The organism is Smaragdicoccus niigatensis DSM 44881 = NBRC 103563 (assembly GCF_000380645.1).
Lineage (GTDB): Bacteria > Actinomycetota > Actinomycetes > Mycobacteriales > Mycobacteriaceae > Smaragdicoccus > Smaragdicoccus niigatensis.
The window spans coordinates 23,233-45,399 of sequence record NZ_AQXZ01000005.1 but is presented as its reverse complement, the minus strand read 5'-3'; the positions used below and the strand labels follow the sequence as shown (position 1 = coordinate 45,399).

The 22,167-nt window shown below is 63.9% G+C and carries 22 protein-coding genes; 8 read left to right on the top strand and 14 right to left on the bottom strand.

What is annotated here, in order from left to right; genetic code table 11:
* From F600_RS31420 to F600_RS26265, 3 genes are all read right to left on the bottom strand, one after another.
* A partial coding sequence (locus tag F600_RS31420) for a hypothetical protein (protein WP_018158625.1) occupies positions 1 to 1,842 on the bottom strand: 1,842 nt, incomplete at its 3' end.
* A 231-nt stretch (positions 1,843 to 2,073) separates the two neighbouring features.
* Positions 2,074 to 2,532, bottom strand: coding sequence for a DUF4383 domain-containing protein (locus F600_RS0100560; protein WP_018158624.1), 459 nt, complete (start codon positions 2,530 to 2,532; stop codon positions 2,074 to 2,076).
* Positions 2,533 to 2,568: 36 nt separating this feature from the next.
* Complete coding sequence (locus F600_RS26265; protein ID WP_051090692.1) at positions 2,569 to 3,015, bottom strand: TIGR03668 family PPOX class F420-dependent oxidoreductase; 447 nt, start codon at positions 3,013 to 3,015, stop codon at positions 2,569 to 2,571.
* A gap of 34 nt (positions 3,016 to 3,049) precedes the next feature.
* Between F600_RS26265 and F600_RS0100550 the strand changes: the two genes are divergently transcribed.
* Positions 3,050 to 3,913, top strand: a complete 864-nt coding sequence (locus tag F600_RS0100550) for an LLM class flavin-dependent oxidoreductase (protein ID WP_018158622.1) — start codon at positions 3,050 to 3,052, stop codon at positions 3,911 to 3,913.
* A 57-nt stretch (positions 3,914 to 3,970) separates the two neighbouring features.
* Here the strand turns inward: F600_RS0100550 and lpdA are convergent, their stop codons facing one another.
* Positions 3,971 to 5,377, bottom strand: coding sequence for a dihydrolipoyl dehydrogenase (gene lpdA, locus F600_RS0100545; protein WP_026306011.1), 1,407 nt, complete (start codon positions 5,375 to 5,377; stop codon positions 3,971 to 3,973).
* Between the two features lie 49 nt (positions 5,378 to 5,426).
* Positions 5,427 to 6,002: a TetR/AcrR family transcriptional regulator gene (locus F600_RS0100540; protein ID WP_018158620.1), complete on the bottom strand. Its 576-nt coding sequence runs from the start codon at positions 6,000 to 6,002 to the stop codon at positions 5,427 to 5,429.
* A gap of 77 nt (positions 6,003 to 6,079) precedes the next feature.
* Between F600_RS0100540 and F600_RS0100535 the strand changes: the two genes are divergently transcribed.
* The 4 genes from F600_RS0100535 to F600_RS0100520 all read left to right on the top strand — a co-directional run bounded on the left by F600_RS0100535 (position 6,080) and on the right by F600_RS0100520 (position 10,387).
* Positions 6,080 to 7,333 (top strand): acyl-CoA dehydrogenase family protein, encoded by a 1,254-nt coding sequence (locus F600_RS0100535; protein ID WP_018158619.1) that lies wholly within the window; start codon positions 6,080 to 6,082, stop codon positions 7,331 to 7,333.
* Positions 7,330 to 8,421, top strand: a complete 1,092-nt coding sequence (locus F600_RS0100530) for a phosphotransferase family protein (RefSeq protein ID WP_018158618.1) — start codon at positions 7,330 to 7,332, stop codon at positions 8,419 to 8,421. Before F600_RS0100535 ends, F600_RS0100530 begins: the two co-directional genes overlap by 4 nt.
* Complete coding sequence (locus F600_RS0100525) at positions 8,418 to 9,095, top strand: histidine phosphatase family protein (RefSeq protein WP_018158617.1); 678 nt, start codon at positions 8,418 to 8,420, stop codon at positions 9,093 to 9,095. Before F600_RS0100530 ends, F600_RS0100525 begins: the two co-directional genes overlap by 4 nt.
* Before the next feature lie 98 nt (positions 9,096 to 9,193).
* Positions 9,194 to 10,387: a CDP-glycerol glycerophosphotransferase family protein gene (locus F600_RS0100520; protein WP_018158616.1), complete on the top strand. Its 1,194-nt coding sequence runs from the start codon at positions 9,194 to 9,196 to the stop codon at positions 10,385 to 10,387.
* A gap of 7 nt (positions 10,388 to 10,394) precedes the next feature.
* Here the strand turns inward: F600_RS0100520 and F600_RS0100515 are convergent, their stop codons facing one another.
* Together F600_RS0100515 and F600_RS26260 are read right to left on the bottom strand one after the other, a co-directional pair.
* Positions 10,395 to 10,823, bottom strand: coding sequence for an STAS domain-containing protein (locus F600_RS0100515; RefSeq protein WP_018158615.1), 429 nt, complete (start codon positions 10,821 to 10,823; stop codon positions 10,395 to 10,397).
* 87 nt (positions 10,824 to 10,910) lie between these two features.
* Positions 10,911 to 11,201 carry a MerR family transcriptional regulator gene (locus F600_RS26260; RefSeq protein WP_018158614.1) on the bottom strand — a complete coding sequence of 97 codons (291 nt, stop codon included), beginning with the start codon at positions 11,199 to 11,201 and terminating at the stop codon, positions 10,911 to 10,913.
* Between the two features lie 152 nt (positions 11,202 to 11,353).
* Here F600_RS26260 and F600_RS0100505 point away from each other — a divergent pair, with 152 nt between their 5' ends.
* The gene (locus F600_RS0100505) at positions 11,354 to 11,782 is read left to right on the top strand and encodes an Hsp20/alpha crystallin family protein (protein ID WP_018158613.1); all 429 of its coding nucleotides are present in this window, start codon (positions 11,354 to 11,356) and stop codon (positions 11,780 to 11,782) included.
* 69 nt (positions 11,783 to 11,851) lie between these two features.
* On the opposite strand, the gene F600_RS0100500 is transcribed toward F600_RS0100505, so the two are convergent.
* Positions 11,852 to 12,472 carry a DUF6875 domain-containing protein gene (locus F600_RS0100500; RefSeq protein WP_018158612.1) on the bottom strand — a complete coding sequence of 207 codons (621 nt, stop codon included), beginning with the start codon at positions 12,470 to 12,472 and terminating at the stop codon, positions 11,852 to 11,854.
* Between the two features lie 303 nt (positions 12,473 to 12,775).
* Between F600_RS0100500 and F600_RS26255 the strand changes: the two genes are divergently transcribed.
* The gene (locus tag F600_RS26255) at positions 12,776 to 13,777 is read left to right on the top strand and encodes an ATP-grasp domain-containing protein (RefSeq protein WP_162141374.1); all 1,002 of its coding nucleotides are present in this window, start codon (positions 12,776 to 12,778) and stop codon (positions 13,775 to 13,777) included.
* Positions 13,778 to 13,802: 25 nt separating this feature from the next.
* Complete coding sequence (locus F600_RS0100490) at positions 13,803 to 14,042, top strand: acyl carrier protein (RefSeq protein ID WP_018158610.1); 240 nt, start codon at positions 13,803 to 13,805, stop codon at positions 14,040 to 14,042.
* 1 nt (position 14,043) lies between these two features.
* Here the strand turns inward: F600_RS0100490 and F600_RS0100485 are convergent, their stop codons facing one another.
* The 6 genes from F600_RS0100485 to F600_RS0100460 all read right to left on the bottom strand — a co-directional run bounded on the left by F600_RS0100485 (position 14,044) and on the right by F600_RS0100460 (position 22,141).
* Positions 14,044 to 14,976: an amino acid--[acyl-carrier-protein] ligase gene (locus F600_RS0100485; protein ID WP_018158609.1), complete on the bottom strand. Its 933-nt coding sequence runs from the start codon at positions 14,974 to 14,976 to the stop codon at positions 14,044 to 14,046.
* Entirely contained in the window at positions 14,969 to 16,711 is a 1,743-nt protein-coding gene (locus F600_RS0100480; RefSeq protein WP_156024332.1) for an alpha/beta hydrolase family protein, read from the bottom strand. Before F600_RS0100480 ends, F600_RS0100485 begins: the two co-directional genes overlap by 8 nt.
* Positions 16,712 to 17,028: 317 nt before the next feature.
* Positions 17,029 to 17,979 carry a hypothetical protein gene (locus tag F600_RS0100475; RefSeq protein WP_018158607.1) on the bottom strand — a complete coding sequence of 317 codons (951 nt, stop codon included), beginning with the start codon at positions 17,977 to 17,979 and terminating at the stop codon, positions 17,029 to 17,031.
* A 107-nt stretch (positions 17,980 to 18,086) separates the two neighbouring features.
* Positions 18,087 to 19,484, bottom strand: a complete 1,398-nt coding sequence (locus F600_RS26250) for a sugar transferase (RefSeq protein WP_018158606.1) — start codon at positions 19,482 to 19,484, stop codon at positions 18,087 to 18,089.
* 182 nt (positions 19,485 to 19,666) lie between these two features.
* A complete protein-coding gene (locus F600_RS29940) occupies positions 19,667 to 20,140 on the bottom strand; it encodes a nitroreductase family deazaflavin-dependent oxidoreductase (RefSeq protein WP_018158605.1) in 474 nt (157 codons plus the stop codon).
* A gap of 12 nt (positions 20,141 to 20,152) precedes the next feature.
* A complete protein-coding gene (locus F600_RS0100460) occupies positions 20,153 to 22,141 on the bottom strand; it encodes an ATP-binding protein (protein ID WP_018158604.1) in 1,989 nt (662 codons plus the stop codon).
* Positions 22,142 to 22,167: the final 26 nt, after the last annotated feature.

The following is a 22,167-nucleotide window of genomic DNA, read 5'->3' as shown; positions in this document are numbered from 1 at the left end:
GGCACCACCAGCAGCAAGACCCGTGGCCAGACCAGTGCCCGTCGCCAGACCAGTGCCCGTCGCGAGGCCAGTGCCGGTCGCGCCACCTGTCGCCAAACCAGTGCCCGTCGCCAGACCGGTTCCGGTCGCACCACCAGCAGCAAGGCCCGTGGCCAGACCGGTTCCCGTCGCGAGGCCGGTGCCGGTCGCACCACCTGTCGCCAAACCAGTGCCCGTCGCCAGACCGGTCCCGGTTACAAGTCCGGTTCCCGTCGCGCCACCTGTCGCCAGCCCAGTGCCCGTCGCAAGACCACCGGTCGCGAGGCCCGTCGCAAGCCCGGTTCCCGTCGCCAGACCAGTGCCCGTCGTGAGTCCGGTCCCGGTCGCGCCACCGGTCGCCAGCCCAGTGCCCGTCGCACCACCAGCAGCAAGGCCCGTCGCCAGACCAGTTCCCGTCGCACCACCAGCAGCAAGAGTTCCCGTCGCCAGACCACCGGTCGCGAGACCCGTGCCCGTCGCAAGACCGGTCCCGGTCCCGGTCGCGCCACCTGTTGCGAGACCAGTTCCGGTCACACCGCCAGCAGCAAGACCCGTGGCCAGACCGGTTCCGGTCGCGCCACCGGTCGCGAGGCCGGTGCCGGTCGCGCCGCCCGTCGCCAGACCGGTCCCGGTCGCGCCACCCGTCGCGAGACCAGTTCCCGTCGCACCACCAGCAGCAAGACCCGTCGCTAACCCGGTGCCGGTCGCAGACCCAGTGCCCGTCGCAAGACCAGTGCCGGTCGCCGTTCCGGTAACCAGGCCCGTCGTGATTCCGGTACCCGTCGCCGACCCGGTCCCGATTCCCGTCCCAATTCCGGTCGTCAATCCCGTTCCCGTCGCGAGACCTGGGAAGGAGATGACGCCGGTCGTGACAATGCCGGTACCTGTACCGCCGCCGGTCGCGAGGCCCGAGCCGCTCGTCAGACCCGAAGTCAGACCAGCAGCCCCGCCCGTGGCAAGGCCGGTAACGAGTCCAGATCCCGAGCCTGTCGTGATGCCGGTTCCGACACCCCCGGTGGTGATGCCACCGGTCGGCAAACCGCCGCCGGTTGCCAACCCCGAACCGGTTGCCGAACCTGAACCACTCGCCAGACCAGAGCCCGTACCCGAAGCAAGACCCGAGGTTGCCCCAGCAGCAGTAACACCACCGGCAGTCACGCCACCAGCAGTTACACCGCCACCGGTGACTCCACCAGCGGTAACGCCGCCCGTCGCACCCGCAGCACCCGTCGCACCACCGGTCGCGCCGCCCGTCGCCAGACCAGAACCAATGCCCCCGGTCACGCCGCCCGTAGTGACGCCACCACCAGCCACTGAACCACCGGTAACCGAACCACCAGTAACGCCACCAGCCGTCACACCGCCGGCCGCCGAACCAGTCCCAGTACCCGAGGTGGTCGCCAGGCCAGTACCCGTCACGCCGCCCGTCGAGAATCCGGTGGCAAACCCAGTCGTTGCTCCAGTTGTGATTCCGGTGGTGATGCCGGTCGTGATTCCCGACGTCGACGACGTGGCGGTACCGGAGCCAACTCCCGTAGAGATTCCAGAGCCCGTTGCGGTCACCAGGTTTGCGGTGGTGGTGCCGCCCGTAGCGGTCGTTGCACCAATTCCGCCACCGACTGATCCCAAGCCTGTGGTGGCCGAACCCACGGCGGTGCCGGTGGCAGTCGCTGTGCCGCTAACAGTGGTGGCAGGGACAGCAGACGAAATCGCTCCGGCAGCCAGCATCAAACTCGTGGCGATCGCGGGTGCGACAAGAAGGCGGCCTGCCAAGGGCGCGGCGGTTGGAGACTTGGTCAGCGACGCAACTTTCCAGCGGGTCATCGGCAAGGCCAGAACCCCCGATGCCGACGCATTCGTCGCCCTTTCGCCCGATAACAACCTCTTCGCTCGAGATCAGTTCGATACAGGATCGAGACGAATCTGTTGCCGAGCGGGATGATCAGAATTCAACCACATCACCGTTCACAAGAACAGACATGTTCCTCATTAATCACTGAAGAATCATTCGCACAACGTACCCCAGTGGTCGTCTCCAGGGACACTCGGCTCCGGCTATCCGCCTATCCGCTCCCGTAGCCGTGCGGGCAGCATCAAACCGAGAGCGACCATCGCGACACCGAGCACCGCGTGCAGCCAGTTGTCGGCCGAATTGACCGGGACGAAATTCGCGTCGGTAAGTGGGTCGATCAGCACTCCATAGAGGAACAGCAGCAGGTAGATAGCTCCACCGACCAGCAGGTACAACCGCGCTGTGCGTGCCCGACGGGCGAGCAGGATTCCAACGACACCGAATGCAATGTGCACGAGATTGTGGAGTATCGAGACCTGGAACAGGCCGAGCAGACGGGCCTGCGAGTCCATCCCCATCCACGTCAGTGAGCCGTACCCCGTCGTCACGCCCGGAATGAATCCGGCGAATCCGACCATCACGAACAGTGCTCCAACCGTCGACGAGACCCGCTGAACGGGCGCCAGCGAACGGGTCTGGAATCGTCGCAACGTAGTGGCCATGGGTCCTCCTAGTCAGATACCCATCGCGTACCCGGTTCAGGACGGGTGAACCGACGCCCGCCAGGCCCGCCAGCCCGACGGCTGCACGCGGATCACGGGCCCACACGGCACGTTGTCGCGATACTGCGGATACTTCGCGACCAGCGCGTCGATGGCGTCGTTGAACCCAGGTCCATCCCCCACGATCTCGGCAGTTCCGTCGATCCGCACCCACCACAGCGCCGACCAGTCGTCCGTGTACTCGTCGATCAGAACGCTCACCGATGGATTGGCTCGCAGGTTCTCCAGCCGCTGGAGTTTCGGTGTCTTCTTGGGCTTGAAGTCGATTGCGGTCACCAACGTTTCATTGGCGATCGCGAAGGTTATGGGCACTAGGTGTGGGGCTCCGTCGGGCCGAACCGTAGCAAGTCGGGCAACAGACGCAGCACCGAGTTGAACGCGTGGCCAACCCTCGGGCAAACCAGAGCTTGCAGTGGTAGGCATGTCAATAGTTTGACCAAGACGGGGAGAGTGCAGCATGCAGATTGGTATCGGAATTCCGAACACAGTGCCCGGAGCAACAGGCAGCGGACTGCTCGAATGGGCCCGTCGAGCCGACGCGGCCGGTTTCTATGGGCTCAGCTCGATCGGCGCAGTGTCCTACCCCGGCTACGAGGAGCTCACGGTTTTCGCCGCAGCCGGCGCTGTCACCGAACGAATCCGGTTCTTCAGCAATGTGCTGATCACTCCCGCTCGCAGTGCAGCCGAACTGGCCAAGCAGGCCGCGACAGTCGACCAGCTCACGAACGGTCGCCTCACGCTCGGCTTGGGTGCTGGGTGGCGCGAGGGTGATTTCCTGCTGACGGGTCGAGACTTTGCCAAGCGTGGTGCGGCATTCGACGAGGTCTTGTCCGGGCTTGACCGTTCCTGGAAGGGCGAAGCACTGCACGAAGGCGCTCGTCCCGCCTCACCTCCGACGGTCAGCTCTGGGGTTCCGATCATGATCGGTGGTACGACCAAGGCCGCGATCAAACGCGTGGTCGACCACGGCATCGGCTGGACTGCCGGCGGAATGCCGCCGGACGCGGTCGCGGAGTTCGCCGGCAAGGTTCGCGACGCCTGGACGGCCGCTGGACGTGAAGGCTCACCACGCATCGCGGCGCTGATGTACTTCGGCCTCGGCGACACCGAGCAGCAGTCGCACGCCAACATCGTCGACTACTACAAGCCGATGGGTGACGAGGTCGCGAACATGATCGCGGGAAGCGCGGCTCGGTCTGCCGACGCGATCCGCGGCGCGATCGCGGGGTTCGAAGCCGCTGGCGTCGACGAGTTCTACCTCAACCCGACGGTCGCCGACCCGGACCAGGTCAACCTGCTCGCCGAGGCCGTCTTCGGCTGATCCTCCGCGCAAAAATGCCGGGTCCCAAACACATTGGGCCCGGCTTTTTCGTGCAGATCAGAAGTTGATCATGTGCCCCGCGAGACCGTGGAAGGCCTCCTGCAGGGCTTCGCTGAGCGTCGGGTGCGTGTGCACGTTGCGCGCGAGCTCATTGACCGTCAGGTCCCACTTCTGGGCGAGCGTGAGCTCCGGAAGCAGCTCGGATACGTCCGGCCCGATCAGGTGTCCGCCGAGCAGCTCGCCGTACTTCTTGTCCGAGATGAGCTTGACGAAGCCCGTCGGGTCGCCGAGGCCGTGCGCCTTGCCGTTCGCCATGAACGGGAACTTGGCGACGTTGACGTCGTATCCCTCGGCCTTGGCCTGCTCCTCGGTAAGTCCGAAGGAAGCAACCTGCGGCTGGCAGAACGTCGCGCGCGGCATCATCCGGTAGTCGCCGAGCGTGACCGTGTCAGCTCCACCGATGGTCTCGGCGGCGACCACGCCCTGAGCCTCGGCAACGTGCGCGAGCTGCAGCTTGGCGGTGACGTCACCGATGGCGTAGATGCCCGGAACCGACGTGCGCATGTGGTCGTCGATCTCGATGGCGGCCGGGCGCTCAGTGAGCTTGACGCCGGTCTTCTCGAGGCCGTAGCCCTCGAGGCGCGGTGCGAAGCCGACTGCCTGGAGGACCTTGTCGACGACCATCGTCTCGACGTCGCCAGACTTGTTGTTCTTGATCTTGACGGTGACCTTCGAGCCGTCGTCATCGATCGACTGGACGGCAGCGCCGGTCTTGATGGTGACGCCGAGCTTCTTGTACGAGCGCTCGATTTCCTTGCTGACCTCGGCGTCTTCGTTCGGGAGGGCACGGTCGAGGAACTCGACGATCGTGACGTCGACGCCGTAGTTCTTCAGGACATACCCGAACTCCATGCCGATCGCGCCCGCGCCGACAATGAGGATCGAACCCGGCAGGTCGCGGGTCATGATCTGCTCTTCGTACGTGACGACGTTCTTCGACAGCTTCGTGCCCGGGAGCAGCTTGGTCTCGGTACCCGTCGCGATGATCACGTTGTCGAACGTGACGGTCTCGGTGCCGCCGTCGGTCAATGCGACGTCGATGGCTTTCGGACCCGTGAACGTGCCCTTGCCGAAGAACTGCGTGACCTTGTTCTTCTTCATGAGGAAGTGGATGCCCTTGACGCGGCCGTCCGCGACCACGCGACTGCGGTCGAAGGCGGCGCCGAAGTCGAACGTGGCCTCGCCACTGATGCCGAAGAGCTTCGCCTCTTTGGTGAAGATGTGCGCGAGCTCCGCGTTGCGCAGAAGCGCCTTGGACGGAATGCAGCCCACGTTGAGGCACACACCGCCCCAGTACTTCTCCTCGATGATGGCGGTTTTGAGCCCGAGCTGCGCTGAGCGAACTGCAGCTACGTAGCCTCCGGGACCGGCTCCAAGAATCACGACGTCAAAGTGCGCACTCACGATTTTTCACACTAGACCCCGGTTCCTGTTCACGCCGACCGGATCCCGATCACACTGCGCGAACGATGCGGTCGAACGAGTCGACCAGCAGCTCGATCAGTTCATCCGCGCGGATTTGCGATTCGACCGACGAGATCGCCATCTCCTCCGCCATCGCCAGCCAGCCGCGAGCGAGCAGCTTTGTTCGCAGATCCGGCTCAACAACCCCCGCCGCAACGAGCACACGTTCGGTCAACTCGTCACGCAGGGCATCGAACAGTTCGACGTTGCGGACGTCCCCACCCGCGGCTCCGCGCACCAACGCGACATAGTTCGCTCGCCGACGCCGGATGAAGCGCACGAGTCCCCCGACGACGGCGGTCAATTTCGTGCGCTCGTCGCCGTCCGTCGGCAGCTTCGTCTGGTTCAGGATCCGGCGCGTGGCGGCCTCAACGACGGCGGCGTAATAGTCGCCTTTCGTGGGGAAGTAATGGAAAAGCAGGCCGCGAGAGATGCCCGCCTGTTTGGCTACTTCATCGATGGCGAGTTCATGGATCGGACGTTCGACGAGCAGGCGCAAGCCGATGTTGATCAACTCGCGCCGACGGTCGTCGGCGGTCTTGCGTGTACCTCCGGAAACCGCCATGGCAAGCATCCTAGCTATTGAGCATTGCTCAGTAGTGATTTAGCCTATTGAGCAATGCTCGATTCGAAGGGAACGCGATGCAGCTTTCACCCAGTCCGCACGGCGCCGATATCGCCGCGCGCGCGACGGAGTTCATTCGCACCGAAATCACTCCGCGCGAACAGGATTACTTCGCTGATCTCACCAAGGCGCGTCGCGAAGGCACCGAATGGGAGCCGCTGCCGCTCATCGCCGAACTCCAGCAGAAGGCGCGCGAAGCTGGCTTGTGGAATCTCTTCCTCCCCGCGCACGACGATGGATATGCGGCAAAGTTCGGCACCCTCGGTGGTGCCGGCCTGTCGAACGTCGACTACGCCGCGATCGCCGAGGCCACTGGCCGGTCGTTCCTTGCGCCGCACATCTTCAACTGCAACGCACCGGACACCGGCAACATGGAAGTGCTGCTCAAGTACGGAAGTGCCGAGCAGAAGCAGGCGTGGCTCGAACCCCTCCTCGAAGCCAAGATCCGCAGTGCCTTCCTCATGACCGAACCGGATGTCGCCTCGTCGGACGCCACCAACATGGCCACGACCGTCGTCGTCGAGGGCGATGAGGTCGTCATCAATGGCCGCAAGTGGTGGTCAACCGGTGTCGGCCATCCCGACTGCGAGATCTTCATTGTCATGGGCCTCACCGACCCGAACGCCCACAAGTACGCGCGCCACTCGATGGTTCTGGTCCCACGGAACACCCCGGGCGTCACAGTCGAGCGCATGCTGCCGGCGATGGGTTACTACGACGAACCGCACGGCCACGGCGAGGTGTCGCTAACGAATGTGCGGGTTCCGTTGTCGAACGTCATCGGCGGGCCGGGCCAGGCCTTCGCTATCGCACAGGGCCGCCTCGGACCAGGACGTGTCCATCACTGCATGCGGCTCATCGGACTCGCTGAAGCTGCCCTCGAACTCGCCTGCACCCGCGGACTTTCCCGCACCGCATTCGGCAAGCCCATCATCAACCTCGGCGGCAACCGCGAGCGCATCGCCGAAGCTCGAATCGCCATCAACCAGGCCCGACTACTCGTATTGCACGCGGCTTGGCTGCTCGACTCCGATGGGCCGATGGCCGCGTTGTCGGCCGTCAGCGAGATCAAGGTTGCCGTGCCGAACATGGCACAGAAGGTCATCGACATGGCGATCCAACTGCACGGCGGCGGTGGGCTGTCCGACGACTTCCCGCTGGCCGGCGCTTGGCTGCAGGCACGTGCGATCCGCCTCGCCGACGGTCCCGACGAGGTCCACCGCGGAGTCATAGCGCGCATCGAACTCGCGAAGTACGGAGCCGCCCGGTGACCAGCGTTGAAGGCGCAAAGACGGTTCGCGGCGAGGACGCATTCGACATCGCAGCGGTGTCCGAGTGGCTCGGTACGACCGCGGGCATCGTCGGTGAGCCCGAGGTCCAGCAGTTCTCCGGCGGCGCCTCGAACCTCACCTATCTGCTGCGATACCCCGATCGCGACCTCATTCTGCGCCGGCCGCCCGCCGGTCAGAAGGCCAAGAGCGCGCACGACATGCGCCGCGAGTTCCACATCCAGAGCCAGCTCAAGCCGGTGTTCGGCGCGGTTCCAGAAATGATCGCGTTCTGCGACGACGAATCGGTCATCGGGTCGGACTTCTACGTGATGGAGCGCCTCGACGGCACAATTCTGCGCAAGAACCCGCCGGCCGGGTTCGATCTCAGCCCCGACGACACCCGCACACTCTGCACGAATGTCATCGACAAGCTCATCAACCTCCATGAGATCGATCCGGCCGAGGCGGGACTTCTCGACATCGGCAAGGGCAATGGCTACGTCGGCCGGCAGGTCAAAGGCTGGTCGGATCGCTACCGCAAGGCGAAGACGTGGAATGTCGGCTCGTTCGAAGGCGTGATGCGCTGGCTCGACGCGAACCAACCGCCGGATGTGCGCACGTGCGTCATCCACAACGATTTCCGCTTCGACAACGTCGTTCTCGACAAGCAGGACCCACACCGGGTCGTCGGCATTCTCGACTGGGAGATGGCGACTCTCGGCGATCCGCTCATGGACCTCGGTGGCGCGCTGGCCTATTGGGTTCAGGCGGACGACAACTGGATATTCCGCCAGTTCCGGCGGCAACCCACTCACCTGCCGGGCATGCTCACGCGGGAAGAAGTCGTGCAGTACTACTGCGAACGCACCGGCCTCAACGTCACCCCACGCGAATGGGCGTTCTATGAGGTGTTCGGACTGTTCCGGGTCGCGGTCATCGCGCAGCAGATCTTCTACCGCTACCACCACAAGCAGACGCGCAACCCGGCGTTCCGTCAGATGCAGTACGCAGTGCTCGCTTTGGACTGGCGCTGCCATCGCATCATCCGCACAGTGTCGTCTGGCCGCTCCGTAGACTCCGGTCCATGAGCGTGATTCTGCTGGTCCGCCACGGACAAGCGTCGTGGGGCAAAGTGAACTACGACGCTCTGTCCCCGCTCGGCATGCAGCAGGCCAGGCTCCTCGGCGCAACGCTCAAAGCACGTGGATTCCAGCCGGACGTCGTCATCACGGGCGCCATGAAACGGCATCGACAGACCGCGACCGAACTCATCGGCGGCGCGGAATACACGTGCCCGACGTTCGTCAACCCCGGCTGGAACGAATACGACCACCAGAACATCATTCGCGGCTACCGGCCGCAGTACCGCAACCCCGTGATCCTGGCCGCTGACATGATCCGATCGGGGCAGCCGACCAAGGCGTTTTCCGACATGTTCGCCACGGCGATCGACCGCTGGGTCGCAACCGACGGTGGCTACGAGGAGAACTTCGCCGAGTTCCAGGGCCGGGTCAACACCGCCCTCGAGACGACCGCGGCGCTGCCGAACAAGAACATCCTCGTCGTCACGAGTGCCGGTCCGATCAGCTGGGCCGCTACGAAACTCCTCGGCGCCGGTCCGGACACCTGGCGCCGATTCAACGACACCGCCGTCAACACCGCGGTTACGAAGATCGTGTCCGGCAAACGGGGCCTGACCGTGGTGTCAATGAACGAGCACACGCACCTCGAGCGGCACCGGCAGCTGCTCACCTATCGCTGAGGCGAAAATTAGTCCGAACGTAGCAAAGGGCAAATCCTCGCTGCTGGACCACCGCGTTATCGTCGTGGGCGATATATCCGGTTAGCGAAGGAGCCCACGTGGCCAAGCCGACGATCCTTGCGTTCGGCAAGGGGATGCGCCGCCCGTGGATTGTCGGCGAACGCAACGGTCTGACCGCGGCCGATAACGCCTACGAATTCTTTCTCTACTGCCGCGACATCGGAAAGACCGATCACGTTTATTTCGTGACCACGCGTGCGGTTCGCAACACGCTTGCCAACAAGGACTTTGTGGTCTCGTTCGGTTCCCTCGAACACATCGCGTTGCTGCTCGTGGCCGAGGCGGCGGTGTACAGCTGCGATATGCGGGACTGCTTGAGCAGCTACTACCCCTACATTCTGGTCGGGTTGTGGCGTAACCGGATCAAGTACAACCTCGGGCATGGCAGTACCGGACTCAAGAAGGACGACGGCGAGTACTTCAAGCGGATTAATCGTCAGTCCGCGCCCTTGGCGCCGAACCTGTTGACCGAAGCGAGTGCACGAAGTCGCGACATCCTCGCAAATATGGTCGCCGATATCCCGATCGTGGTCACTGGACTACCTCGGCACGACTACCTCGCCCGCAACAAGCACCGGGCGTGGAAGGAGAACTGGGTCATCTGCCTGACCTTCCGGTCGCGACTATGGCACGCGAGCGAAGCGGACTTCCTCACCTCGAACGTCGCTGCCGATCTCTCGGCGATCCTGCAAAACTCTGATTTTTGCGACGAGATGCGCCGGCAGGGAGCGTCGGTCACCGTACTGCTGCACCATGAATACCTGTCGCACCGAGACACCATCGCCGCGATCATCCCCGAGCGTGTCGAGGTCGTCGGGATGAACGAAGGCGTTGCCGAGGTCCTGTTGAGATCGAGCGTTCTCATCACCGATCACTCGTCGGTCGCCTTCGAGATGCTGCAGCTCGAGCGACCCGTGTTCTTCTTCTGGCCACGAACCCCACCAGCGTCCGACGACGTTTGTGATCAGACCTTCTCCGAGTCCGAAGTCGCGGAAATCGGGCGCATCTGCCGCTCCCCATCCGAGCTCGCCCATCACCTGCGCCGCCATCACCTCGACCCAGCAGCCACCGCCACACATCGGGAGATGCACGCACGCAAGTACCTGGAGTTCTCCGACGACAACAACTCCCAGCGCTGCTACCAAGCCTTGGAATCAGCGATCGCAAAGCGGTCGGGCTCCACGTCGGAAACGGCCCAGGCGGTACGGCTCGGCGCGATCAGCAGCTGCTGACCTACCGCTAAGACTGGGAGTCTCCCGGACGCTGCGAACTTTGGGTCATGGCGTCGAAGACTGCGTCCTGCAGGCATCGATAAACCGTTGGGCCATCCGACATGCAGGCCAGCGACAGCACCCGATCAGCGATGGAACCCTCCGGTGCAACCACCACCAGGCGAGCAGGACTTCCGAGGCGTTGATTTGAATCGATAAGAAGCTCAATCCCGGCGGCGCTGACCAAGCACACGTGAGTCAGGTCAACAACGAGGCGTTGCAACCCGGCCACAGCCGTGAAAAGCGCCTGTTCGAAAGCGTCGAGTGTCTTCAGATTGATGACACCACGGGCAGTCAATACCCCGAGGCCCGCGTGCGGCAACAGAAACTTGCCGACCTCGATCTCGTCCAGCGCGTCTGGGCTCGGTACGTCACTGGCGTTCGGATTCGTGTCCATGACGATGCACTTCCACTCGAAAGGCCTAGGCCCGCGGTGGTGGTGGTGTCGAGTCGATAAGGTGCTGCGTGGCAAGCCCTAGACGAGTCACCATTGCTCCCGCTCCCTTTCTTCCAGTAGTTGAGTGTTGCGGAGTTCGAGATCCAAGACCATGGCGATTCCAGCCAGGTTCAGACCCTGCATGAGCAGCTCCGCGATGCGCCGCAAGCGATCCAGATCATTGGCGCTATAGCGGCGGGTGCCACCTTCGCTGCGATCCGGGGTGAGCAGACCCCGCGTCTCATACAGACGCAGATTCTGCACCCCCATTCCGACCAACTCGGCAGCCACCGAGATCCCATATACGCCCTGGTCCGGGCTTGGGTCGGTGCCAGCCATCAGGTCTCCTACACTTTTTCGACTTCAACTCTTGCCTGAGTATATGTCGAGTGCTATAAAAAATCTATACCCGGTGATATAGATCGTGCCGACCGATACCACCGGGGACAACAACACAACTGACTGAGAAGGAGTACTTGGAGGTGGTAGCGATGCTGATGCGCACTGACCCGTTCCGCGAACTCGACCGCCTGACCCAACAGTTTTTCGGCCCAGACGGCACCATGGCCCGCCCGTCTGCGATGCCACTGGACGCCTGGCGCGACGGTGAGACCTTCATCGTCGAATTCGATCTCCCCGGGATCGAGAGAGACGCGATCGATCTCGACGTCGAACGCAACGTCGTCACCGTCAAGGCCGAGCGCCGGCCGCGCGACGAGAACACCGAGATGCTCGCCGCCGAACGCCCCCGCGGCGTCTTCAGCCGGCAACTGGTCCTAGGCGAGAATCTGGACACCGCGCACATCGAGGCCAGCTACGACAACGGAGTCCTCACCCTGCGCATCCCGGTCGCTGAACGGGCCAAACCCCGGAAGATCAGCATCAACGGCACCAGCGAGAAGCGAGCCATCGACGCCTGACGGCCAACCGCAGGAATCGCCCACGCGAGAGCGTCGCGTGGGCGGTCGGGTGTCGACTGCTCGAACGTGTCAGCTCGCCTCGTAGTGGCGCGCGAGCGAACTACGGACATGGCCCGGTACTCCGGGCGCGAACTGGCGGAGGTAGATCTCGATCCATTCCGGAGTCGACCGTAGAAAGGGGAAGTCGCTGCTGACCATCTGCCGAACGGCAATGAGCGGCAGCGGTGACGACAGCGGCCGGAAATGCGGATTCCACAACCCGGGCTCGGCGCACCCCGGGTAGAACTGGCCGATCATCAGTCCGTCTTTGATGAAATGCGGTTTGAGCGTCCGCTGAATGTCGTCGATCACCGAGTAGTCGGTGACATTCGGAAACGTCAGGATGATCGCCTTGAGCAGAGAATCCCGCCCGGAAGTCGGTTCAATGTCCGCGAACTGCTTGACCAGATTTCGTAATACGCCGGAAATTTGCTCGACATCTGGATGACGATCATCGACGCGACCTACCCAAAGAAGTCGGCGCTCGATCGACGGCGTCGTGAAGGGACACACCGGCCCAGATCTACCAACCAACGGACTGGGCTGGGAGAGGTAGGACTCGACCCAGTCGCGCACCACAAGGAAGTCCGGGTCAAGCTCGACGGAGTCTTGCCCGTGCAGCCTGACCAGCTTCGGAAGGTCTCGGTCCATCGTTTCTCCGCCATTTTTGCTAGTCTCTGAGCATCAATAGTAGGTGCGGACTGAAGAGGTGGCAGGATGAGAAAGCGCCCTCGACTGGCCGTGATGTTTGCGCCAGAGTCGGTTCCGCTGCTCCCTTTTCGGGCTGCAACGTCCGAAATCTGCGACATTTGCTGGATTGTCGATTCGTCTATCCCTCAATTAGCAGACAGTTTGCCGCTGCTCCGACGGCTCGGCGAAGTGATTGAAATCTCATCTTTTGATGCGGAAAAAGGACGTTCGGCAGCACTTCAGGACGCTGCATTCGATGGAATTGTGACGTTCTCCGACGACGCAATCGTCGAGACAGCGACCCTCGCCGCGGCACTGAACCTTCCCGGGAATCCCCCCGAAGCCGCGACTCGACTCGTGAACAAGCTCGAGCAACGCCGAGCGCTCGAGGCGTCGAATGTGCCGATTCCCCGGTTCCGGGGCATCCCGGCGAGCGCGTCCGATGGGGACATCATCGACTCCGGCCACCACGTCGGGTTCCCGGCCGTCGTCAAACCGGCAACCGGCAACGGCGGACGTCACGTCCACCGGGTCGAGGACCAATCGAGCCTCCGCAAGGCGGTCCGCTCGATCCGCTCCAGCGGGCATGCCGGCGACCTCATTCTGGAGCGCGAACTCATCGGGCGGCCGCGGTTTCCGTATGGCGACTACGTGTCCGTCGAGTGCGTCGCGAGCGCAGGTGAGGTGCAGGTCGTGACGGTTACGGGGCGAATGCCCCTCAGCACGCCCTTCCGCGAGACCGGCGCTTTCATACCCAGCGCACTGCCCGATGACGATGAGCAGGCCGTCGAGGCGATGGCGGTGGCCGCAGCCGCCGCGATCGGCGTGACCACCGGATGCCTGCATATCGAGATCAAGCTCACCCCCGACGGCCCCCGGATCATCGAGGTCAATGGACGCGTGGCCGGCGGTGGCATCGCTGATCTGGTCGCGGACGTCACCGGCCATTCGATGTTCGAACTCGCCTCCCGTGCCGCCCTCGGCCTGCCGCTGCCGGAGCTTGGTCCGAAACGGCCGGAAGTGGTCGCGTACCAGTTCGCTCTCCAGCCGCCTCTCGACGTCGCCACCGTCCTCGACGACGAAACTGTCCCCACGCTGCGCGCTCTCGACACCGTTCGACGCGTCTCGGTCCGCACCCGGGAAGCCCACGTTCAGCAGGCCGCGGGTTCGTACGGCTACCTCCTCATGCTTTACGGGGTGGCAGCCGATCACGCCGCGATCGTCCGCGCGTACGAGGTCATGCATTCACTCGCTCGACCGGCGTAAGCCGAGTTTCGGAAAAGGAAAAGTCATGCGCGACGACATGATTCGGGAAGTACTCGGCCTGCATAGCAAGATCGAGGTCTCCATCGAGTCAATCGCACGGGATGCAAACCTCTACGACCTGGGGATGACCTCACACGCGACCGTGTCGGTGATGCTGGGCCTCGAAGATGTGTTCGGAGTCGAGTTTCCCGACCGTCTCCTCAACGGTGAAACCTTCGAGTCCATCGCAACCATCGACGCCGCACTCACCCAGCTGGGCGGATGATCTAGAGGCTCAGGAGCGCCCGGACAGACGTGGGCCACGCGGATGCATCCAGGCCGTGCGTCCGAAGCAGCGCGAGGGCGATCCGCTCGAGACCGAAGCCGACGCAGGCACTGTGCGCCACGTCGCCGTCGGTCAGTGTGATCCCGAACGCGGTCCCGAAGTGGTCCTGGTGGTAATTGCACGAAGCCACCGCTGTGCCATCGTCAAGCTCGCCGTAGAGCCTGACGACGAGCTCGGTCTTCAGGTTCTGTCGCCGCTGATTCGAGGCCAACAGGCGGCCCGCGCGACCAAAGAACGGATCGTTCGCACCGACCGCCTCCGCGTCCAGACCGAGCGACGTGAGCAGCGCTTCCGCGCGGTCGATCCATTCGGTTCGATGATCCTGTGCCTGAACCGGTGATCCCACTCGAACGAACTCGTGCATCTGGAAGGCCTGCATCCGTGCGGGGTCCACGGCCGGCTCATGGCGGAAGCAGTGGCCCGCGACCTCGATGAGCTCGCCGCCGGGAGGGAGAACTCCGGCCAAAGTGGCATACACCGGGTGACAGGCCGCTGGGACGAGCATCGTCTCCGCCGGCGTGAGCCAACTGTCCCAGGACTGCCCGGCCTCGCGTCCGGCGAGCATTCGTGCGTGCTCTTCGTTGTCGCCGGTGAACGTCGACACGGCGCCAGTGAGGTGCGGAAACGACGCCAGATAGTCGGTCTTCTCAAACGCCTGACGAGGGAAAACCGGGGGAAATCTCAGACGCCGCGGCGAGAGCCCGCTCGATCCACCGTCGGCGCCGGTGGTCTCGACGAGCCGGGTGATGCCAGCGACGATCAACGCGAAGTCGGCCGACTGCGCGTAGAGGCCGTTGCCGCCCAAACCGACAAGCAAACCGGACTCGATCAACTCATCGCGGAAGGTTCGCCGCGCCTGCTCCAGATCATTCACCCTGCGGTTCACCTCCGCTGCCAGCCACTGTGCGATCCGGACTCAACGCTGCCAGAACTTCCCGCCGCACGATGCCACGAATAACCGCTTCCTGGGCAGCGTGATCACCTTGCGGCGCAAACACCATGCGTTGTCGCCAACCACGTCGGCCGAGTCGCTCGAGGCTCTCCCCGCCCCGCTGCTTATAGAAGAAGTCGGTGTCCGCTGGGGACAGAACAACTCGCGGCGCGACTCCCCGGCGGTGCAGGCGCTTGAGCATCACTTCCGGGACCTGCGCGCTGCCCCGCCTGCCCAGCCACAGCCACAAGACGTACGGCAACGAGCGGCGGACGATCGACCGAGCTCGGATCCCGGCAGACTCACCCCGGTCGCGGGACGGGTCGCGGCGGCTGAGCGCGGCGATCCGCGCCTGGTCCATTTTTCGTGGCCGCATCGTCCACACCATGTTGTTCACGACAACGGCGCCACCGGCCTTGGCGTTAGCAGCCGAATACCCCGCCAGCCACGCCCCGGAACAGACCCCGGTCGTCACGATTCGACTCGACGGAACTCCCGACGCCCGCGTCACAGCGTTTGCGTCGTGCCGCGAAAGCGCGTCGTAGATCTCGGTTCGCTCGTTGCTCACCACGACCCCGGACTCCCCCGTCCCGCGACGGTCGAACCTCAACGCCAGGTGCCCTTCTCGGGCCGCAGCCCGCGCGACCTCGACCCACAGACGCGCCGGACCGATGCGATGTTCGTTCGACGTCGCGTGCATGAGAACAAGGCGGCTGTCCGGCGAAAGCTCAAGGGGCGCAGTGCGAATACTGAACAGACCCGTCTTGCCGATGCGTTCGATCGACTCTTGAACACCATCGATCTCGGCGCACAGAGTCACCTGCACGCGAACCGGAGAATCCCCCGCTTCGAAACACCCAGCCAGCCACTCGACGAGTCCGACGACGTTCTCCTCGGCAAGAACCCCGACATACCCGAACGGATTGACGAAGTCGTCCTGACCGTGCAGCGGCATCGGCTCGGTGTCGAGCTGGCGGGCGAGCTCGAGGACGGGAGGCAGACGCATACTCTCGGCGCGAACGGCCAACAGCACGGCATTCAGCTTCCGGACCTCCGGAATCGTGGTGGTCAGCGACAGCTGTGCAAGGGCGTCTCTCGCATTGACTGCCATGTCGAGACCGGGAAGGTGCACGACATCTGGGTCTGCGGGCTCGGTCTTGGTGCCGATTCGATATTGCAGCTGCTGCTGCCGAACGAATTGCTTGCCGGACAGGACGGGGTCCCAGAGTGCGAGGCCGCGGACATCCGCTGTTCCGCCGCATTCGGCCACCGCGGCAGAGGCCAGCAGCCCGCCCACGCCAAGCCCGGCGACCGCCGGCGCACCCAGGCCGAACGCCCGGGCGTATTCGATTGCGCGCCGCACACTGGCGATCCAGTCCGAAACGATCGTCGGGGATCTCTGGTCTCCGGCGGAATCGCCAACGCCGGGATAGTCGAATCGAACGGCCACCACGCCGCGCTCCGAAAGCATCTGGCCAACGAGGGCGACCCCGCGGTAGGTGTTGACGTGAGCCCTGCCGACGGGAGGACACAGGACGACCACGCCGCGTGCCCGTCCTGATGCCGGGACATGCACGTGCGCCAGGAGAGGCAACCCACCGTCGATAATCCAGGTGGAGAAGGTCGAAGGCCCTTGTCGGCCCGCGTTTCCTACGACTTCCTCAGTGCCCGGCACCACGCCGCCACGCTCCTATTTCCGGTGGTTCACCATTCCGGACAAGGAGGCGTTTCCCGACGCCGGTGTCACGATTGCCGGATGTTCATCCCAGGATATTGGGCCAGTCGGCGAGCAGCGACATAGAAGGCTCACAAACCCTCGATGACCAGGTTCTTCGATGCGCGGCCGCGCATCTTCAACCAAGCAAAATGTCTGTCGTTCACAGGACACATGCCGCGGTGGACCGCCGATTCTTCATCTCATCGAATTACACATTCGCGCGACGGCCATGTTCGGATTTCGCACTTATGACTCTGATCACTGCGTCCGTTTTCCGCTCACTTCAGCACCCGCAGCTTGTCCAGCGGGAACCCGGTCATACCGAAGTAGTCCCATTGGAATCCGGCGTTGTAGTACACCGATCCCGGGTAATTCGAGGTCGCGTCGGAAGCTCGCTCGAACACCACACCGAGCGGCGTACCGCTCTTGTCGACGACGTATCCGCCGTACTGCTGAAACGCTTGGGCGATCAGCCGAACGCCAGCCGGCATGGAGTACTTCGTCAGGTCGACACTCGGATCGAGCTGAACGAGCGCGCCCTCGGGAAGGCAGTCCCATCGCGTCGAAGGCCCGTCCGTCTTGGTCGCCGGCCACTGATACGTGTCCCGGCAGGCGTTGTCGGTCACCAACTGCAGGGCGTGCGGGATGTATCCGTTCTGAATGTCGGCGACGCGAACGGCACCGCCGAGTCGCGACGCACCCGCGCCGGTCACCGCACCCTGCCAACCAGAGCCGTTCAGATCATTCACTGCACCGAAACTCGCGGTCCACTTGCCGCTCGAGTACTTGGCCTGCCAGAGCTCGTAGGTCTTTCCCGCCGCCACATCGATCATGGTCAACGCCCCGTCACTTCCGGTCCCCGGCAACGCCCCGAGCGGGATCGGGACCTGCTTGCCGGCGAAGGGGCAGGGGCCCCACGACGTGATCGTGCAGGTGACGGTATATCGCGGCGTTGTCGAGTTCACGATGTAAATCGGTTGCGAGTAGGCGTACAGGAGGGACGACACCATCTTGTTCCGCGTCGCGTACGCGATCATGGCAGCGCTGTTCGAAACGACGACCCGGTCGCCGGGTACCCAGTAGTTCCATGGACTCGTTGGTGCGAAGGGATTGGCCGCCGTGGCTGCGATTGATGCCTGCGGCCACGCAAGCATCATCACGACGGACAACATCAGAATTTTGAAGGCGCCGATGGGCCGCCGCGTTGTCCCCTGAACGAATGTCGACATGGGAGGAGTATCAGAATACCGACCCGTCGGTATTTGATTTCTGTACTCTATTTGATCTTATCGTTACGACGAGATCGGGACACGCCGAGATCAGATCCCCGCGAAACTCAGCCACCTGTGCGTTTGAAGACCACGAGCACCGTTCGAATCATGATCTTGAAGTCGAGCCAGAGACTCCAGTTCTCGATGTAGTAGTTGTCGTAGACCGCGCGCTCGAACAGCGACGTGTCGCCGCGCAGTCCGTGAATCGCCGCCCACCCGGTCAATCCAGCCGGAATTCGATGGCGGGCACCATAACCCGGAATGTCCTGCGAGAACCGCTGGACGAAGTGCGGACGCTCCGGACGTGGACCGACCAGGTCCATGTCGCCCTTGAGCACGTTGAAGAGCTGCGGCAATTCATCGAGCGAGGTCTTCCGCAGGAACTTTCCGAGCCGCCCGAGCCGGGCGTCGTTGGCGATATTCCACTTGGTCGCCGATTCATTCTCATTCGCGGGCTTCATGGAACGGAACTTCAGAATCGTGAACTCGGACGCGTTCTCCGTGATCCGCACCTGGCGGAACAGCACGGGAGCCGAGCGATCCTCCAACCACACCGCCAGAGCCACCACCGCAAGCACCGGCGACAACAACGTCAGGGTGAGGGCGGATAACAAGAATGAGGACGCCCGCTTGAGTTTCCACGTCAGAGTGCGGTGCGCGAGACGACGCACCCGCGCCAACGGGATGCCGCGAATGTGGTCCATATCGCCGCTGATGCTGGCGTACTCGAACAGGCGCGGCACGATGTAGATATCGCACTGGGCGTGATCGAACTGTCGGAGCATGCACAGCATGTCCGGCTCACGCAGACCGGAGAACGCGACGACGACGACGTCGATCCCGTTGCGTTGGATGTATCCCGGTTCGAACTCCTCCATCGGCCGGACCGGGACATCGGACGAGCGCGCCTTCGCTCTCGGAAAGTCGTCCAGCATCGCGACCGGACGCAGACCCAGGCTCGGGTTCGCCTCCATCGACGCTGCGAGTTCGGCCGCCACGAGACCACCCCCGACGATCACCGTGTTGCGCAGCAGTCGGCGCGAAGCTTGCAACCGTCGACGAACGACGTATGAGAAAGACCGCACCGCGAAGCTCGTCGCGATTGCGACACCGACGACCGCCGCAGGTGCGCTGCCGAAGTCGTTGCCGACCAACCATGCAATGAACGCCGCCGCCGAGGACATCGCGACCAAGCTCGGCAGGTCATCGAGCACGAAGAGGTTCAAACGATCCCGGCTTCGCCGCGTCGCGACGAGCATCACGAACAGGCTGACCGCCATGATCGCCGACGTCGATGCCGGTGCCAAGGCCTGCACCGCCGCAAACACGATGCCGGACTCAGCGAGAGCCGCGACGAGCACCATACCGATGCGAACTGGGCGGGTGATACGAACTTCCGATCGCATGCCCGCGCTGACGCGCGGCCAATTGGCAGTTCGGACACCGAGCTCACGAATTGCCATTTCAAAACACCTCGCGTCGAGCACTTCCGTTTCCCATGGATTCGGACGCCGACTGCCACCTATTAGCCCATCGCAAACGTGACACGCGTCACAGACGCATTAAACCTGCAGGTCATGCATCAGTATTCACACCGCGAAACGTGCCGTTTACCGGATCGCCATGAGATAGCCCGCACGCAAACTCAGACGCGGGTCAGCACCAGATACTCATTGACCCCGAACACGGCCTGCATGACCCGCTCGGCCGTGGCGAACTGATGCTGCAACTCCGACGCCTCCACGATCCGCGGATCGGTCACTCGCACCATTTCGCCCTGGTAGCGCACCGTCGCCTCACCGGCAGCAAGCACATTCTTGAGCCACTGGGTCTCGCGCCCGTACGGCAATCCGATGATGAAGCCGTCATCGGATGCGATCGGGGTGACGGGAGTCTGAAGCTCGCGTCCGCTCGTGCGTCCCCGGTGGTAGATGACGCCGTTCCGGTCGCCGGACTCACCGGCGGTCCGCAACGCGGGCGCATTCAGGCGATCCCGCTGCAAACGCGTGAAGGGCACCAACACTGCCTTCGATTTGGTGCGCACACCGATGATCAGCACCCCGGCAGCGACAATTGCCGCGCCCAGGACAAGCAAAACAACCTTGCGAATTGTGGTCATGCACCGACCCAATCACACGAGACCGGACGGTGCTACCGGGATGGACTGGGCCTCGGCCAGCAGACGCTCGATCGACGTCGATGCGCCCGCGGAACAAGCCCGGTCGTAGGCGGAATCGCCCAGCTCCGACCGCAATTCGGCGGCCGTCTGTGCGCAGTCCGCGCGACCGTCTGGGGAGAGCAGGGCACCGGTATCGCGGCGCAACTTCCCCGCCCAGCCGAACAGGTGGGTCGCCGGCAGCCCTCGCTTCATTCGAAGCAGAATTCGCGCGAGATCCTCGACCACGAAGACCAGGTGGAAGCGGTCCCCAAGATCGGCGAACAGGTGGACCGCACGGACCGCCAACGCCAACGCGGATTCGTTGTCTTCCAATGCATTCGCGAGATGGTTGGCCGCGTAGGCCGTGCCCCACGCATCCCCGTTTGCCTCGAAGTGCGCGAGCGCTTCCTCGAACAGAGCCTGCTTGGACTCCGGGACCTCGACGCGGCCGAGGTTGACCATCGCGTGCCCGATCATCATCGGGTTACCGGCGCGACGGGCAGCTTCGAGAGCCGCTTCGAAAAGCGGCCGCGCCGCGCTGCCGCTCCGCAACGCCTCGATTCCGAGCAACATCTCCGCCCGCGACAGCTCGGCGTCGTTACCGGACTGTGCAGCGATCTCCCGCATCTCATTCGCGTAGTTCCGGGCCTCTTCGCTGTGGCCGAGCCCGCCGCGCAGCATCGCCGCAGCTCGCAGCCCGGCCAGCCGAGCATCGGGTGGCACGTCACGGACGACGAGCGCCGGTTCGAGCCAGAGCAACCCGGCACGGAAGTCGCCGCGGAGCCAGAGGTACCACCAGAGCCCGCCGACGAGCCGTAGGGTGCTGGCCAAGTCGCCGTGGCTGTTGGCGGTGCGCACCGCGGCGCCGAAGTTGGCGAGGTTCCGCTCGAGTTGCTGCATCCACATGTGCTGGTCCGGACCATGCAGCGCGGGTTCCGCGAGTTCGGCTTGGCGGACGAAGAACTCGCAGTGCCGAACGCGAGACCGGTCGACTCCACCGGAAGCCGCGAGCTGCGCGTACGCAAATTCGCGCACCGGAACGAGCATCCGGTACATCAATTCGCCGTCGACCACCAGCAGCGACTTCTCGACCAAACCGGCGATCAACTGCTCGATATCGGGCTCGTCGCACACATATTGCGCGGCGTCCATCGTCCACGAATCGACCAGTACGCTCAGCCGCCGGAACACCACCTGCTCCGCGGGCGACAGCAGGCTGTGGCTCCACTCCAGCGTCGCCCGCATGGTCTGGTGACGTTCCGGACGAGACCGCCCCTTGGGGAGCACCGCGTCGAAACCGGCCTCGACCCGTACGGCGATATCGGTGAGCGACATCGACCTCGCTGCGGTGGCAGCCAACTCGATCGCGAGCGGGATGCCGTCGAGTTGGCGGCAGATGTCCTTTGCGACGAAGACGTTCTCATCGGCCGGCGGGAGGCTCGGCCGAATACGGCGGACGCGGCTGAGGAACAGATCGGCGGCGGCATCGGTCGAGAGCGGACTGAGGGCGTGCACTTCCTCGCCCGTGATCCGCAGCGGCTCCCGGCTCGTCGCGATCACATGTAGCCCGGGAGCCGCATCCAACAGGATGTCCGCAAGGTCCGCACAGTCGTCGAGGACGTGTTCGCAGTTGTCGAGGACGAGCAGCAGATTCCGATCGCGTAGGAACTCCTCGAGCGCCTGGTCAGCGACCTTGTCGACGCTGTCCCGCATCCCGATCGCCCGCCCGATGACCGGGGCCAATGCATCCATCGCCCGGACCCCGGACAGGTCGGCGAGCCATATGCCGTCGGGGAATGTTGATTCCAGGCGCCGTGCCACCTCGAGCGCGACAGTCGTTTTTCCCATGCCACCGCAGCCGGTGATCGTGACGAGTCGCCCTGGCTCCATCAGTCGGCGGGAGACTGCCGCGATGTCCGACTCACGGCCGACGAGCGCGACGCGCGAAGCGGGCACGTGCATGACCGCGAGTATGGCAGCAAAAGCGC

Bases quoted from the DNA above. Each gene is read 5' to 3' on its own strand.
- F600_RS0100560 (WP_018158624.1), bottom strand. From the start codon at position 2,532: ATGGCCACTACGTTGCGACGATTCCAGACCCGTTCGCTGGCGCCCGTT.
- F600_RS26265 (WP_051090692.1), bottom strand. From the start codon at position 3,015: ATGCCTACCACTGCAAGCTCTGGTTTGCCCGAGGGTTGGCCACGCGTT.
- F600_RS0100550 (WP_018158622.1), top strand. From the start codon at position 3,050: ATGCAGATTGGTATCGGAATTCCGAACACAGTGCCCGGAGCAACAGGC.
- F600_RS0100540 (WP_018158620.1), bottom strand. From the start codon at position 6,002: ATGGCGGTTTCCGGAGGTACACGCAAGACCGCCGACGACCGTCGGCGC.
- F600_RS0100535 (WP_018158619.1), top strand. From the start codon at position 6,080: ATGCAGCTTTCACCCAGTCCGCACGGCGCCGATATCGCCGCGCGCGCG.
- F600_RS0100525 (WP_018158617.1), top strand. From the start codon at position 8,418: ATGAGCGTGATTCTGCTGGTCCGCCACGGACAAGCGTCGTGGGGCAAA.
- F600_RS0100515 (WP_018158615.1), bottom strand. From the start codon at position 10,823: ATGGACACGAATCCGAACGCCAGTGACGTACCGAGCCCAGACGCGCTG.
- F600_RS26260 (WP_018158614.1), bottom strand. From the start codon at position 11,201: ATGGCTGGCACCGACCCAAGCCCGGACCAGGGCGTATATGGGATCTCG.
- F600_RS0100505 (WP_018158613.1), top strand. From the start codon at position 11,354: ATGCTGATGCGCACTGACCCGTTCCGCGAACTCGACCGCCTGACCCAA.
- F600_RS0100500 (WP_018158612.1), bottom strand. From the start codon at position 12,472: ATGGACCGAGACCTTCCGAAGCTGGTCAGGCTGCACGGGCAAGACTCC.
- F600_RS0100490 (WP_018158610.1), top strand. From the start codon at position 13,803: ATGCGCGACGACATGATTCGGGAAGTACTCGGCCTGCATAGCAAGATC.
- F600_RS0100475 (WP_018158607.1), bottom strand. From the start codon at position 17,979: ATGTCGACATTCGTTCAGGGGACAACGCGGCGGCCCATCGGCGCCTTC.
- F600_RS26250 (WP_018158606.1), bottom strand. From the start codon at position 19,484: ATGGCAATTCGTGAGCTCGGTGTCCGAACTGCCAATTGGCCGCGCGTC.
- F600_RS29940 (WP_018158605.1), bottom strand. From the start codon at position 20,140: ATGACCACAATTCGCAAGGTTGTTTTGCTTGTCCTGGGCGCGGCAATT.
- F600_RS0100460 (WP_018158604.1), bottom strand. From the start codon at position 22,141: ATGCACGTGCCCGCTTCGCGCGTCGCGCTCGTCGGCCGTGAGTCGGAC.